Annotated in this window: 13 protein-coding genes; 7 read left to right on the top strand and 6 right to left on the bottom strand. The window is 74.0% G+C overall.

All coding sequences use genetic code 11. The annotated features are described in order from the left end of the window. Nucleotides 1–86: 86 nt before the first annotated feature. Nucleotides 87–1,082, top strand: a complete 996-nt coding sequence (locus tag DVA86_RS20865; RefSeq protein ID WP_208880442.1) for an aldo/keto reductase — start codon at nt 87–89, stop codon at nt 1,080–1,082. A 68-nt stretch (nt 1,083–1,150) separates the two neighbouring features. Here the strand turns inward: DVA86_RS20865 and DVA86_RS20860 are convergent, their stop codons facing one another. The 3 genes from DVA86_RS20860 to DVA86_RS20850 all read right to left on the bottom strand — a co-directional run bounded on the left by DVA86_RS20860 (nt 1,151) and on the right by DVA86_RS20850 (nt 4,253). Beyond that, nucleotides 1,151–2,563, bottom strand: a complete 1,413-nt coding sequence (locus tag DVA86_RS20860; RefSeq protein ID WP_208880440.1) for an FGGY family carbohydrate kinase — start codon at nt 2,561–2,563, stop codon at nt 1,151–1,153. A gap of 104 nt (nt 2,564–2,667) precedes the next feature. After that, entirely contained in the window at nt 2,668–3,513 is an 846-nt protein-coding gene (locus DVA86_RS20855) for an SDR family oxidoreductase (protein WP_208880438.1), read from the bottom strand. Continuing rightward, on the bottom strand, nt 3,510–4,253 hold the full coding sequence (locus DVA86_RS20850; RefSeq protein WP_208880436.1) for a TetR/AcrR family transcriptional regulator: 744 nt from the start codon (nt 4,251–4,253) through the stop codon (nt 3,510–3,512). Before DVA86_RS20850 ends, DVA86_RS20855 begins: the two co-directional genes overlap by 4 nt. A 238-nt stretch (nt 4,254–4,491) precedes the next feature. Between DVA86_RS20850 and DVA86_RS20845 the strand changes: the two genes are divergently transcribed. After that, nucleotides 4,492–5,373 (top strand): ABC transporter ATP-binding protein, encoded by an 882-nt coding sequence (locus tag DVA86_RS20845; RefSeq protein WP_208880434.1) that lies wholly within the window; start codon nt 4,492–4,494, stop codon nt 5,371–5,373. 68 nt (nt 5,374–5,441) lie between these two features. Next, entirely contained in the window at nt 5,442–6,161 is a 720-nt protein-coding gene (locus DVA86_RS20840) for an ABC transporter permease (RefSeq protein WP_208880432.1), read from the top strand. A 91-nt stretch (nt 6,162–6,252) separates the two neighbouring features. Here DVA86_RS20840 and DVA86_RS20835 read toward each other — a convergent pair whose 3' ends face one another. Next, nucleotides 6,253–8,325 carry an elongation factor G gene (locus tag DVA86_RS20835; RefSeq protein WP_208880431.1) on the bottom strand — a complete coding sequence of 691 codons (2,073 nt, stop codon included), beginning with the start codon at nt 8,323–8,325 and terminating at the stop codon, nt 6,253–6,255. Between the two features lie 222 nt (nt 8,326–8,547). On the opposite strand from DVA86_RS20835, the gene DVA86_RS20830 reads away from it, so the two are divergent. Next, nucleotides 8,548–9,084, top strand: coding sequence for a MerR family transcriptional regulator (locus DVA86_RS20830; RefSeq protein ID WP_208880429.1), 537 nt, complete (start codon nt 8,548–8,550; stop codon nt 9,082–9,084). Beyond that, nucleotides 9,077–10,135, top strand: coding sequence for an NAD(P)-dependent alcohol dehydrogenase (locus tag DVA86_RS20825; protein ID WP_208880427.1), 1,059 nt, complete (start codon nt 9,077–9,079; stop codon nt 10,133–10,135). Before DVA86_RS20830 ends, DVA86_RS20825 begins: the two co-directional genes overlap by 8 nt. Here the strand turns inward: DVA86_RS20825 and DVA86_RS20820 are convergent. Then, a complete protein-coding gene (locus DVA86_RS20820; protein WP_208884934.1) occupies nt 10,099–10,812 on the bottom strand; it encodes a response regulator in 714 nt (237 codons plus the stop codon). The genes DVA86_RS20825 and DVA86_RS20820 overlap by 37 nt on opposite strands. 56 nt (nt 10,813–10,868) lie before the next feature. Then, the gene (locus DVA86_RS20815) at nt 10,869–12,041 is read right to left on the bottom strand and encodes a sensor histidine kinase (RefSeq protein WP_245997687.1); all 1,173 of its coding nucleotides are present in this window, start codon (nt 12,039–12,041) and stop codon (nt 10,869–10,871) included. Nucleotides 12,042–12,416: 375 nt separating this feature from the next. Between DVA86_RS20815 and DVA86_RS20810 the strand changes: the two genes are divergently transcribed. Continuing rightward, nucleotides 12,417–13,217, top strand: a complete 801-nt coding sequence (locus DVA86_RS20810) for a class I SAM-dependent methyltransferase (RefSeq protein ID WP_208880426.1) — start codon at nt 12,417–12,419, stop codon at nt 13,215–13,217. A 91-nt stretch (nt 13,218–13,308) separates the two neighbouring features. Further along, on the top strand, nt 13,309–14,511 hold the full coding sequence (locus tag DVA86_RS20805) for an ROK family transcriptional regulator (RefSeq protein WP_208880424.1): 1,203 nt from the start codon (nt 13,309–13,311) through the stop codon (nt 14,509–14,511). The last annotated feature ends 4 nt before the right edge of the window (nt 14,512–14,515 follow it).

Below are 14,515 nucleotides of genomic sequence, written 5' to 3'. Positions count from 1 at the left end.
CTCCCGTACGGCGCCGCGCGGGCGCAGGCTGGGTCCCAGGCCGGCGCCCCGTACGTCCGGCGACCCGTACGACTGAGGAGACCGCGATGCAGACACGAACCCTGGGCAGCACCGGGCCCGCCGTATCCGCGCTGGGCCTGGGCGCGATGGGCATGTCGGACGCGTACGGCGCGACCGACCGCGCGGAGAGCACCGCCACCGTGCACGCCGCGCTGGAGGCCGGGGTCACGCTGATCGACACTGGCGACTTCTACGCCATGGGCCACAACGAGCTGTTCCTCGCCGAGGCGCTGCGCGGCCGGGACCGGGACAGCTACCGGCTGAGTGTCAAGTTCGGCGTGCTGCGGGGTCCCGGCCACGAGTTCGGCGGGATCGACGGCCGCCCCCAGGCGCTGAAGAACTTCCTGGCGTACTCGCTGACCCGGCTCGGCACGGACCACATCGACATCTACCGTCCCGCCCGCCTGGACCCGGCCGTGCCGATCGAGGAGACCGTCGGCGCGATCAAGGAGATGATCGACGCCGGGTACGTGCGCCACCTCGGCCTCTCCGAGGTCGACGCGGCGACGGTACGCCGGGCGCACGCCGTACACCCCGTCGCGGACCTGCAGTTCGAGTACTCGCTGATCTCCCGCGCGGTGGAGGAGGACATCCTGCCGACGCTGCGGGAGCTCGGCATCGGCATGACCGCGTACGGCGTCCTCAGCCGCGGCCTCATCTCCGGGCACTGGCACTCGGGGTACTCCGGCGGCCCCGGCGACGCCCGCGCCTTCAGCCCGCGGTTCTCCAAGGAGAACGTGACACACAACCTCGCCCTCGTGGACGCGCTGCGCCGGGTCGCCGAGGCGAAGGAGTGCACCGTCGCGCAGCTGGCCATCGCCTGGGTGGCCGCGCAGGGCGAGAGCATCGTGCCGCTGGTCGGCGCCCGTACCCGCGAGCGGCTGGCCGAGGCGCTGCCCGCGCTGGACGTGGACCTCACCCCGGACGACCTCGCGGAGATCGAGAAGGCGGTGCCGCGGGGCGCGGCACGGGGCGACCGCTACCCGTCGGCGTTCATGTCGAGCCTCGGTGCGGGGAACTGACCCGCGGGGAACTGACTCGCGGGGAACGGAGCCGCGGGGAACTGACCCGCGTCAGCCGGCGCAGACCCTCAGGCGAACGCCCCCGGGTGCGTCTGCTCGCGGACCGTGACGAACTGCTGGCGGACCGCCTGGCCCACCGCCGCGTCGTCGCCTGTCTCTCCCGCGTCGAACACCTGGCACTCCGCCGCCGGCCATGCCGGGGGCGCGCCGCCGCCGGAGAGGGCCCAGGCGGCCTGGCGGGCCGCGCCGAGGGCCGTGTAGTCGGCGGGCTGCGGGACCATGATCTGCGCGCCGAACAGGCCGGGTGCCGCCGCCTGTACGGCGGGCAGGTCGGCCGCCGCGCCCAGCAGGAACACCCGCCGCACCTGGACGCCGCGGTTCCGCAGGACGTCCAGGGCGTCGGCCAGGCCGCACAGCATGCCTTCGAGGCCGGCCCGTGCCAGATGTTCCGGCCGCATGCTCTCGCGGCGCAGCCCGTGCAGGGAGCCGGCGGTGTGCGGCAGATCGGGGGTGCGTTCGCCCTCGAGATAGGGGAGCAGCACCATCCCGGAGGCGCCGGGCGTGGACTTCAGCGCCAGCTCGGACAGCCCGTCCAGGTCCGTGCCCAGCATCTCGGCGGTGCCGCGCAGGACCCGTACGGCGTTGAGCGTCCGTACGACCGGCAGGTGCATGCCGGTGGCGTCGGCGAACGAGGTGATGGTGCCCGTCGGGTCGGTCAGCGCCTCGTGGTGCACGGCGAACACGGAACCGGAGGCGCCGAGCGACACCACCGCGTCCCCGATCCCGACCCCCAGGCCGAACGCCGCGGCCATCGTCTCGCCCGTCCCGGCGGAGATCAGCAGCCCTTCCGGGGTGTGCCCGGCGGTCGCGGCCGGGCCGATCACGTCGGGCAGCCGCACCTGGTGGCCGAGGGCGAGCTCGACGAGGTCGGGCCGGTACGTCTCGGTGGCCGCGGACCAGTAGCCGGTGCCGGAGGCGTCGCCGCGGTCGGTCGTACGCTGCTCGGGGCGGCCGAGCAGCTGCCAGACCAGCCAGTCGTGTGGCTGCATGACCTCGGCGACGCGCTGGGCGGCCTCGGGTTCGTTGCGGGCGAGCCAGCGCAGCTTGGACACCGGGTGCGCAGCCTGCGGTACGGCGCCTACGGCCTGCGCCCACGCCTCCCGGCCGCCCAGCGCCTCGCCGAGGTCGGCGGCGGCGGTCTGCATGCGCTTGTCGTTGCCGAGGAGCGCGGGCCCGACGGGTGTGCCCGTGGAGTCGAGCGTGAGCAGGCCCTGCTGCTGCGCGGAGACGCCGATGGCGCGTACGTCCGCCAGCTGGCCCGTGCTCGCGGCCTTGCCGAGTGACATCAGCCAGGACTGCGGATCGTCCCGTTCGGCGGGGTGCTCCGCGTATCCCTGCTTGACGACGGCACCCGTGTCGGCGTCGCAGACGACGATACGGGTGTACTCAGCTGAACTGTCGAGACCGGCAACTATCCCCATGGCCACAGATGATGCCTCACGTACGCGGTCCGCCGCACAGTCCCTCCACAGCTCCGCCACAGCTCCGGCGTGATCGCCGCGGGCCGGGGCCGGTGGGACGGGGGTCAGCGCAGGCCGTGGCGGCGGGCGACGACGCGTTCGACGGCCGAGCGGGGCAGCAGCCGCTTCAGGGGGAAGACGAGCTGCGCGTTGCTGCCGACCCCGTAGAGGGGGCGAGGGCGCCGGGCCTCGACGGCGCGGACGACGGTGCCGGCGACCTTCGCGGCGGAAATGCCGTTCGCCTCGTTGGCGTTGAGGGCGGCCAGCATGGTGGCGTACTCGCCGGCGAAGGGCGAGTCGTCGGCCACGTACTGGGTGCGCCGCTCGCTGATGCCCGTGCTGATCGAGCCGGGCTCGACGGTGCAGATCCGCACGCCGTACGGGGCGGCCTCGCGCCGCGCGGCCGACGCGAAGCCGCGCAGGGCGGCCTTGGACGCGACGTACGAGGAGCGGTACGCGAGGGGAAAGCTGGCGAGCATCGAGCCGACCATGACCACGCGCCCGTAGCGGCGTTCGCGCATACCGGGCAGGAGGAGCTGGGTGAGGCGTACGGCGCCGAAGACGTTGGTCTGGAACAGCCGCCGCACCGCCGTCATCGGCAGCTCCTCCAGGGGCCCGCTCTGGCTCTCGCCCGCGTTGTTGACCAGGACGTCGACGGGGCCCGCGGCGGCGGCGCACGCCTCGACGGAGGCGTCGTCGGACAGGTCGAGCGGCAGGTACTCGACTGCGGGCAGCGGCTCGGCCACGGAGGACGGGTCGCGGCTGGTGCCGAGCACGCGGTGGCCGCGGGCGGCCAGGGCGGCGGCGACCGCGGCGCCGATGCCGGAGGAGGCACCGGTGACGAGCGCCGTACGGGGGGTGGGTTCAGCGGGCACCGCGGGTCCCGGTCCGGCCTGGCTGCTGCTGCTCATGAACGCTGCTCCTCCTCGGCCGGTCCGCCGGCCTCCTCGCGGCCGCCGGCCGGCGGACTCTCGGTGACCGGTGCGCTGACGGGTGTGCTGAAGGGTGTGCCGTCCGGTGTGCTGTACGCCTCCAGCACGTGCTGGAACAGCGTCTCCCGGCGGTGTACGGCCTCCGCGCTGCCCGGCTCCAGCAGCACCTGTACGGCGGTGCCGTCGTGCACGGCGACCAGCGCCTGCCCCAGCGCCTCCTCGTCCGGCACCCGGCGCCCGGCGCGGGCGAGGGCCCGTACGAGCACCGGCAGCAGCGCGTCCTGGATCGCCCGTTCGCGGGCGGCCACTTCGCGCCGCAGGGCGGGCACGCGCAGCGCGTGCGCGGTGAACTCCGCCGTGACCCGGTGCCACGCGTCGTCCACCGGGATGGCCCGCAGCGCGGCCCGTACGGTCTCGCGCGGACCGGTGGCGGGGGCGACGGCCAGCGCCGTGCGCAGGTCGTCGAGCATCCGCGCCGAGCGCTCCTGCCACACGGCGAGGAACAGTTCGTCCAGGGACGAGAAGTTGGAGTAGAACGCGCCGCGCGTGTAGCCGGCCCGTTCGCAGACCCGCTCGACCGTCGCGCGGCCGAAGCCGTCCTCGGCGAACACCTCCAGCGCCGCGCCGAGCAGCCGCCGCCGCGTTCCGGCCCGCCGCGCCGTCACCCGCCGCGCGGGCCGCGAAGTGCCGCCGCGGGCGGGGGCAGTTGACGCCGCCATCGGGGATCACCCCTTTCGATGCGCGAATGTATCCGATACACGCGTGTATCGACAGGGGTGCGGACCGCTCACCTTCACCACGCACCGTCCGCGGCTGCCGACCTGCCGCGGACCTGCCGCCGACCTGCCGCCGACCTGCGGACATGACACGGCATCACGGCCTCGCAGGCCAAACGTCATGCCGAAGTGATGACCGCCGCCACTGCCGGACCGGCGCCGCGGCGGCTGGAATCGAAGCATGGACACGACACCAGTCATCGACGTCGAGCAACTGAACCTCAGCTACGGCGAGTTCCACGCCGTGAAAGACCTGTCCTTCCAGGTGCGGCGCGGGGAGTTCTACGCGCTGCTCGGCACGAACGGGGCGGGCAAGACCTCGACCCTGGAGACCGTCGAGGGCCACCGCACGGCCACGTCGGGTGCCGTGCGCGTCTTCGGGCAGAACCCGCGCCAACGCGCCGCCGTACGGCCCCGGATGGGCGTCATGCTGCAGGAGAGCGGCTTCTCGCCGGACCTGACCGTACGGGAGTCCGTCCGGCTGATCGGCACCCTCACCCAGCGCCGGGACAGCGTCGACCGCGTCCTGGGCCTCGTCGGCCTCACGGCGAAGGCCCGCACGAAGGTCTCCCAGCTGTCCGGCGGCGAGAAGCGGCGGCTGGACTTCGCCACCGCGGTGTACGGGACGCCGGAACTGATCTTCCTGGACGAGCCCACCACCGGCCTGGACATCCAGTCCCGCGACGCCCTCTGGGACGCCGTGGACAGGCTGCGGGAGGCCGGTTCCACCATCGTCCTCACCACGCACTACCTGGAGGAGGCGCAGCAGCGCGCCGACCGCATCGGGCTCATGCACCGGGGCAGCTTCCACAAGGAGGGGACCGTCTCCGAACTGACACGGATGCTGCCGGCCGTCATCACCTTCTCGCTCCTGGCGCCCGCGCCCGTACTGCCGCTGCCGGCGGTCGAGAGCGACGGGAGGCTCCGTATCGAGACCTTCAGCCTGCAGAAGGACCTGAACGTCCTGCTGCACTGGGCGCAGGACCACGACGTGGAACTGCACGACCTCCACGCCGGGCCGACGCGGCTCGACGACGTGTTCCGCTCCATCAGCAGCCTCTGAAGCCGCTGAAACCACCGACGCTTCCGCCGCTTCCCCGCACTTCACTTCCTCAGAAACGGACCTTCGCCATGCTCGCCATCGCCCTCAGTGAGCTGATCCAGCTCTTCCGGAACCGGCTCGTGCTGGTCACCAGCCTGATCATGCCCGCAGCGGTCAGCACGTACTTCATCCGCCAGCACGAGACGTTCGCGAAGACCGGCAGCCTCGGCTACATCGCGGCGCTGGTGGTGTTCACGGTGTGCGCCTTCGGCCTCTACACCACCACGGTGACCACGCTGGCCTCCCGCCGGCAGAACCTGTTCCTCAAGCGGCTGCGTTCCACCGCGCAGGGCGACGTGGGCATCCTCTCCGGGCTGCTGCTTCCCGTCGCCGTCCTGTCGCTGGTCCAGGTGGCCGTGATCCTCGCCGTGCTGGCCAAGGTCACGGGTGAGCCGGACGACGTGCTGCTCGTGGCGGCGGCCGTCCTCTCGATCGTCGTCATGATGCTCGGCCTGGGACTGGCCACCGCGGGGATGACGAACTCCCCGGAGCACGCCCAGGTGACCACCCTCCCCGTCAGCCTCGGCACCATCGCCGTCGCCAGCTGGGTGGGGATCACCGGCACGGAGGAACTCGCCCGGCTCAAGCGGCTGCTGCCCGGCGGCTCGGCCACCGAACTCCTCGTCGACGCCTGGAACGGCGGCGTCGCCGTCCAGGACTCCCTGCCGCTGCTGGTGCCCACCCTGTCGTGGGTCGTCATCGCCGTCGCGCTGGCCAAGCGGTACTTCCGCTGGGAGCCGCGCCGGTGACGGGGCCCGGTGCGGCGGGCCCGTTCCCGCCGCCGTGACGGTGCCGCCGACCCGGGCCGGGGACGGCGGCACCGTTCGCTCACGGGCGGGCTCAACCGCCGTGTACGGAGTCCGTGCGCGCGTCCGTACGGGACAGCGAGCGGTCCGCGAGGAAGCGCAGGTACTCCTCGTACCGCAGCGGGTTGCCGTCCAGCCGCTCACGCTCCGGCGGCGCGCCCCGTACCGCCCGGTCCGTGCCGGGCCGCGACCACAACGCGCCCTCGCCGTGCGTGAGTCCGGGCAGCGCCACCGTCAACTCCTGTACGAGCCGCGTCGGCAGCTCCGCCGTCACCAGCCACGACGCGCCCTGCTCGGCCGACCCCGCGATGTCCGCGCCGAGCGCCGAGAGCGCGCCGACGACGCCGCTCAGCACGTCCGCCGGGACCTCGATCTCCACCGACTGGCACGGCTCGTACACCCGGCTGCCCGCCGACTCCAGCGCCCGCAGCAGCACCACCGGGGTGAGGTGGCGGAAGTCGGCGGCGACGCTCGCCGGGGCCAGGTAGCCGACGCGGGTGAGGGTGACGCGGCAGTCGGTCACCTCCCAGCCGTACAGGCCCTGTCGGAGGGTGCGGAACACGGTCTCCTCGATCGCCCGGTGGAAGGCGCGGGGCAGCGCGCCCCACTCGACGTCCCGTACGAAGCCGACGCCGCTGCCGGGCGGCGCCGGTTCTACGCGGAGCCCGACCGTCGCCCAGAAGTCGTTGCCGCCGTGCCGGCGGATCTCCGTCACGGACTCGCCGGTGCCGGCGGGGCGTTCGAAGTAGACGGGCTTGATCCGTTCGAAGACGGGCTCGACCCCGGCGGCACGCAGCCGCGCCGCGATCACCTCCCGCTGCACGGCCCCGTACAGCAGCACGGACGTGGCGCCGTCCCCGGCGGGGCGGGTGCGGATCAGCGGGTCCTCGTCGGCGAGGGCGGCCAGCGCGGCGTGCAGCCGGGTCTCCTGCTCCGGTACGGGCCGCGCGGGGCGGACGACCGTCTCCAGGCTGGGCGGTGAGAAGTGGGGCTCGGCCGTACGGCCGTCGGGTTCGCCGAGCAGGTCGCCGACCCGTACCTCGGCCAGGCCCCGCAGCCTGCCGATGCTGCCCGCCGTGAGCACGGGGCGCGCCGCCCGTGCCCCCGGCCCGTGCGCCGTGGGCGCGCCGACGACGTCGAGCCCGGTGACCCGCCCGCTGAACCCGCCCGTCGCACCGCCCGGTTCGCGCCGCCGGAACGTGAGGCGCTGCCGCTCGCGGACCTCCCCGGAGAACAGCCGCAGATACGCGGTCTTCTTCCCGCCCTCGCCCCGTTCGACGGCGAAGACGGTGCCGCGCGGCCCGCCGGTCTCCGGGGCGGGCGGCGGCAGGAACGTGCGGATGCCCTCGGTCAGTTCGCCCGTGCCCTCGCCGGTCAGCGCGGACCCGAACCAGACGGGGTGCAGCAGCCCGGCCGCGGTCTGGGCGGCGAGCACGCGCTCCAGTTCGGCGCGGGACGGCACCGCGCCGTCGACGAGCCGCGCCAGCAGCGCGTCGTCGTGCTCGGCGGCGACCTCCGCCACCCGCGCCCGTTCGTCCGCCTCGTCCAGGGAACGGGCGACGGCGCGCGCGGCGGGCGTGCCCAGGCCGCGTACGGCGGAGCGCGGCGCGAGGTGCGGCGCGAGGTGCCGGCGTACGTCGGCGAGCAGGGCGTCGTCGCGGGCGCCCGCACGGTCGATCTTGTTGACGAAGATCAGCGTCGGCAGCCGCAGCTTCCGCAGCGACCGCATCAGCACCCGCGTCTGCGCCTGTACGCCCTCCACGGCGGACAGCACCAGCACGGCGCCGTCCAGCACCGACAGGGCGCGTTCGACCTCGGCGATGAAGTCGGGGTGGCCGGGGGTGTCGACCAGGTTGACCTGTACGCCGCGGGTGGCGAAGGCGGCGACGGCGGAGCGTACGGTGATGCCGCGCTCGCGTTCCACCTCGCCGGTGTCGGTCTGGGTGCTGCCGGCGTCGACGCTGCCGAGCTCGGCGATGGCGCCGTTGTCGTACAGCAGCCGCTCGGTGAGGCTGGTCTTACCGGCGTCGACGTGGGCGAGGATGCCCAGGTTCAGGGTCGTGGCGGGGGCGCCTGCGGGCGTGCTGCCCGGGGTCTGGGTGGTCACGGCGGTCCTCGGGAGTCAGGGAGGGGGTACACAGCTGCTCGACTGCTCCGAGGCCACGCCGCATCTCGTAACTCCCTGTCCGTGCACTCGTGAAGGGGCCGTTCCCGGACCGCCGCCGGACCGGCCGGCGAACCGGCGCGACGTTACAGCAGCGCGTACGGGCCGGGCACCGCATTTATGCGGGCTTGCGCTGGAGTGGACTCCAGCTTCTAGCGTGAGGTCATGGCTGACTCCCCCGAGCCGGACCTGGTGGGCATCCGGACGGTGTCGGAGCTGACCGGGCTGAGCATCGACACGCTGCGCTGGTACGAACGCGAAGGGCTGCTGCCCCTCGTGCAGCGCGACCCGGGCGGACGGCGCCGCTACCCGCCCGCCGCCGTCCGCTTCATCCGGCTGGTGCAGGCGCTGCGCCGCACCGGCATGTCCGTGGACGACGTGCGGAGCTTCGTGCGGATGGGCCACGGGCTGGAGTGGCACGGGAAGCGCACGGCCCTGCTGGAACAGCACGCCGCGTCCATCGAGCGGCAGATCGGCCGGCTGTACGAGGACCTGGCGGTCGTACGGGACAAGATCGCGCACCACCGCGACCTGGAACGCCGGGGCCTGGGCTGCGAGGACGAGATCGGCGCAGGGGACGCCGCGGACGGCGGCGCGCGGGCCGCGGACAGCGGCGCGGGGAACGGTGCGGGGAACGGCACGGGCACACCGCAGGGCGGGGCACGCCCGCGGACGACGGAAGACGGGAACGACCATGCGTAAGGTCACTGGCTGGGCGGCGCACACGCCGCACACACCGGGCGAGGGCGCGGCGCTCGCGCCGTGGCGGTTCGAGCGGCGGGAGCCGGGGGAGCGGGACGTGGTGGTGCGCATCCGCTACTGCGGCGTCTGCGCCACCGACCTGTCCGCGGTCCGCCACGGCGAGGCCGACGGGCTGCCGCTCGTACCGGGCCACGAGATCGTCGGGGAGATCAGCGCGGTCGGCGCCGCCGTCGAGCGGTTCGCGGTCGGGGACCGGGTCGCGGTGGGCAACATCGTCGACTCGTGCCGTACGTGCGCCGCCTGCCGGGCCGGCCGGGAGAACTGGTGCCACGAGGGCGTCACCCTCACCTACGGCGGTGTCGACCGCGTCGACGGCTCCCGTACGCAGGGTGGCTTCTCCTCCGAGTACGTCGTCGACGAGCGCTTCACCTACCCGCTGCCCGGAGGTCTCGACCCGGCGGGCGTCGCCCCGCTGATGTGCGCGGGCATCACCACGTACGTGCCGCTGCGGCGCTGGGGCGCCGGGCCGGGCCGTACGGTCGGCGTCGTCGGGATGGGCGGGCTCGGGCACATCGCGCTCAAGCTCGCGCACGCGATGGGCGCGGAGACCGTGCAGTTCACGACGTCGCCGGACAAGGCGGCGGAGGCACGGCGGCTGGGTGCCGACGACGTGGTGCTGTCGACGGACGAGGCGCGGATGAGCGCGCAGCAGGGCCGCTGCGACCTGATCCTCGACACGGTGGGCGCACCGCATGCGCTGGAGCCGTATCTGAGCGCGCTGGCGATAGACGGCACCCTGTGCGTGGTCGGCATCCCGGAGGAGGACCTGCGGCTGAGCCCGTTCAGCCTGATCGTCGGCGCGAAGAACCTGGCGGGCGCGGGCAGCGGCGGGACCGGCGAGACGCAGGAGATGCTCGACTTCTGCGCCGAGCACGGCATCACCGCCGAGACCGAGGTGGTGCCCGCCGACGCGGTCAACACCAGCCTCGACCGGCTGGCACGCAACGACGTGCGCTACCGCTTCGTGCTCGATCTGGGCGCGGGCGACTGAGCAGGGGCACCCGTACGGTCAGGCAGCAGGCGCTGCTCCTTCGCCAGCGCCACGGCCGCCGCCCGCGTCTCGACGCCCAACTTGGCGTAGACGCGCCCGAGATGGGTCTTCACCGTGGCCTCGCTGATGAACAGCGCGCGGGCGATCTCCCGGTTGCCGAGGCCGAGTGCGAGCTGCCCGAGGATGTCACGCTCGCGTTCGGACAGCGTGGCCCGCGGGCTGCGCAGCTGGGCCAGTACGCGGTCGGCGACCGGGCCGGACAGGGCCGTACGTCCGGCGGCGGCGTCGTGTACGGCGGCGAACAGTTCCTCGGGGCGTTCGGCCTTGAGGAGGTAGCCGATGGCGCCCGCGTCCACGGCGCGGGCGATGTCGGCGTCGGTGTCGAACATGGTGAGCACCAGCACTTTCGGCGGTGCGGCGGCCGTGCCGTGCCCGCCCGCGACCAGGTGCCGGGTGGCGGTCACCCCGTCCATGCCGTCGCCGAGCTGGAGGTCCATCAGCACCACGTCGGGCGCCAGCCGCGCCGCCATGGCCAGGGCCTCCTCCCCGCTGCCCGCCTCGCCGACCACCTCGATGCCGTCGGTGCTGGACAGCAGGGCGCGCAGCCCGGCCCGTACGACGGCGTGGTCGTCGCACAGCAGCAGCCGTACGGTGCCGGGGACTTCGGGTCCGCTCACGGCTTCGGCTTCGGCTTCGGGTCGGGCTTCGTGTCCGGCTTCGGCTTCGGGTTCGCTCACGGGGTGATCCTCTCCGGCCGGGGCTCGGCGCGGGGAGCGAGGGGCACGGACGCCGACACGACGGTGCCCTCGCCGGGCGCCGACTCGACGGTCAGTGTGCCGCCGCTCTGCCGCACCCGCTGCCGCATCGCGCGCAGCCCGTGCCCGCGCGTCGCGCCGGCCCGCGGTGCCCTCGCGCGCAGCCCCCGCCCGTTGTCGGCGATGTCCACGGCGACCCGGTCGTCCAGGCAGGTCAGGGTGAGGACGACGCGGGTGGCGGCGGCGTGCTCCCGTACGTTCGCCAGCGCGCCCTGTGCGACGCGCAGCAGCGTCCCCTCGGTGCGGGACGGCAGCGGCACGGGCGTGCCGTCGAGGCGGAACGCGACGTGCAGGCCCGCGCCGTGCTCCCGTCCGGCGAGCGTGCGCAGCGCCGACGCGAGGGTGTGCCCGGACAGTTCGGGCGGCGCCAGGTCGCGCACGAACCGGCGGGCCTCGGCGAGCCCGCGGGACGAGATCTCGGCCGCCTCGCGTACGTGCCCCTGCGCGGTCTCGGGGGACGTACGCCAGAGCCGTTCGGCCGCCTGGAGCAGCATCCGCTGGCTGGACAGGCTCTGGGCGAGGGTGTCGTGGATCTCCGCGGCCAGCCGCTGGCGTTCGGCGAGGATGCCCGCGCGGCGCTCGGTGGCGGCGAGTTCGCGGCGGGTCCGTACGAGGTCCTCGATGAGTACGGCCTGCCGCGCCGCCTGCCGCTGGCTGTGTACGAGGACGGCGGTGGCGATGGCGGCCACGGCGACCGGAGCGGCCACCAGGTTGGGGTTGAACGCGCCGGTGGACACGCGGAGTTCGGTCAGCACGACGAGCACGGTGAGCACGGCCGCCAGCGGCACCGCCGCCCGCGCGGGCAGCTTGTGCAGGCCCGTGAACAGCAGCGGCATCGCACACCAGGTGGCGCTGGGCGCGAGGGCGAGCAGCACGGTCCACAGCGCCAGCACCGACCCCAGCCACGCCGTGTGCCGCGGGCTGGGGCGGCGACTGCGCGGGGGCGGCGGAGCCCAGCGGCGTCCGAGCAGGTGGGTCAGGCCGAACACCGCGAACAGGGCGACGATCCAGCCCTCGCCCGGGCCCGCCGGATCGTGCAGCACGAAGCGCAGCACCGAGCCGCCGAGCAGGAGCAGGAACGCGGCGTGCAGGACGAGGTCGAGCCACCGTGCGTCGGGGTCGGCCTCGTCCTCGGCCGCTTCCCGGTCGTACGCGAACTCTCCGCCGTACGCCGCCGCGTCCCCGTCGTACGTGCGCTCCCCGCCGTACGCCGCCGCGTCCCCGCTGTCCAACGGCCCTTCGCCTTCCTGTCGTTCGTCCGCCACTGCCCCGCCGTCCCTCACCGCGCGCCGCACTTGAATTTGCCGCTCGCCGCACGCCCTCTCCCTACCGTGTCATCCGATCGGATGACAGCTCCTGGCCGGGACGGGCCCCTCCGAACGCGGCCACACGGCCGACCTCGGACGCCGTCTGCCGCACCCAGGGTGGAGCCGAGACCGGCACACGCCACCCAGGAGGAACCGCGCATGCCCGCCAAGAACGTCCAGGTGGACCGCACTTCGCTGAGTCACCGCGTCCGCTACGCCCTGCGGCACCCGGAGCGCGTCCCGCGCCATCTCGCCCGCGCCGCCCGCGACGCGTGGCTGCGGCACCGCTGGCCGGACCACATCGCGTACTACCGCGCGGTGATGCGTTCCGACACCCGCGCGGACCCGGACGCGGCCGTCGGCAGCCGCAGCCGTGAGCGCTGGCTGGCGCTGGGGGCCATGCAGTTCGACTACCTCGCCGGCCACGGGCTGCGGCCCGGGCACCGGATGCTGGAGATCGGCTGCGGCAACCTGCGGGCGGGCTGGCGGTTCATCGAGTACCTGGAGCCGGGTCACTACCACGGTGTGGACATCTCGCCCGACATCCTCGCCGCCGCCCAGGACACGCTGGTCGAACGGGGACTCCAGGCGCGCCTGCCCACGCTGACCCCCGTACGGGACCTGACGCTCCGCTTCCTGCCGGAGGCGCACTTCGACGTGGTGCACGCCCACAGCGTCTTCTCGCACTCGCCGCTCCCGGTCATCGAGGAGTGCTTCGCCCACATCGGCCGCGTACTGGCGCCGGGCGGCTGGTTCGACTTCACCTTCGACCGTACGGAGGGCCGGGAGCACCAGGTGCTGCGCGAGGACTTCTACTACCGCACGGAGACCCTGGTCGCGCTGGCCGCGAAGTACGGCCTGGCGGCCCGGTTCATGGCCGACTGGGAGGAGTTGCCGCACGGCCAGTCCAAGATCCGCGTGACGCACGGGGAGGGGGACGCGGGGTCGGCGGCCCGCTGACTGCGGGGTTCCGCCGGGCGCCCGTGCCGGGACGGGGATCTCTTCGAGATTATTTTTTCCGAGTCATTGACGAAAAGCGAGCGGCGTCCGCATGCTGTGCGGCATGCAGTCACACGACGGTCCGCTGACGCGCCTCCGGCGGTCACACGAAGAGCTGGTGCTCGATCTGCTGCGCAAGCACGGTTCGCTCAGCCGCGCCGAGCTCGGCAAGCACAGCGGGCTGTCCCGCACGACCCTCTACGAGATCATCGGCGAGCTCGTCGCCAGCGGAGCCGTCGTCGCCTCTGCGCCCGACCCGGCACTGCGCAAGCGCGGCCGCCCCGTCGAGACCCTGACCCTCAACCCCGAGGCGGGGCAGGCGATCGGGATCGACTTCGCACGCCGCGCGGTGCACGTCGCCGCCGCCAACGTCGCGCACGAGATCGTCGGTTCGGCGAGTGAGGCGCACGCGGCCGACCTGTCCTGGGAGGACCGGGTCGATCTCGCGCAGCGCCTCGTGGGCTCCCTGACGGGCGGCGCCCTGCGTCTCGGCCCGCTGAACGCGATCGGCGCCGGCGTGGTCGGACCGGTCGGCGACCCCGGCGGCGAGGCGGCGTACGCGCGCGGCCTGGACGGTTTGCCCGGACTGCTGCACAAGCGGTTCGGGGTGCCCGTGCTGCTGGACAACAACACGCGGCTCGCCGCGCTGGCCGAGTCCGTATGGGGCGCGGCCGCCGGCGACCAGGACGTGCTTTACCTTCGGCTCTCGCACGGCGTCGGCGGCGGCCTCGTGGTGGGCGGCTCGCTGCACCGGGGCGCGTACGGGCTCTCCGGCGAGTTCGGGCACATCACGGTCGTGCCGGCCGGCGCGCGCTGCGAGTGCGGCGGCGACGGGTGCCTGGAGACCGTGGCCTCGGTCGGCGCTGTGCTCGACGCGTACCGCGCCGCGGGCGGGCACGCCGACGACGTCACCGCGCTCCTCGACGCGCTCGGCTCCGGCGACGAGACGGCGGAGAGCGTGCTGCGCTCCGCCGGCCGCCAGGTCGGCCTGGCGCTCGCGGCCGTGTGCAACGCGGTCGGCCCCGGCGTGATCGTGATCGGCGGCGAGCTGGCCGCGGCCGGCGACGCCCTCGTGGAGCCCGTCGAAGAGGCGCTGACCGCGCACATACTGCCGCTCTCGCGGCACCGAGTGGACCTGCGCCGGGCGACGTTGGGCGAGGTCGGCGGCGCCCTCGGCGGCATCGCCCTGGTGCTCCACGAATCGCCCCTGCTGGCCCGCTATCCGGCGCAGCCGGACTCCGAGGAGGACGCATGAACGA

Source organism: Streptomyces armeniacus, assembly GCF_003355155.1.
Classification (GTDB): Bacteria; Actinomycetota; Actinomycetes; order Streptomycetales; family Streptomycetaceae; genus Streptomyces; species Streptomyces armeniacus.
Note: the sequence above shows the minus strand (reverse complement) of the source record. Positions and strands in the feature narration are given on the sequence as shown.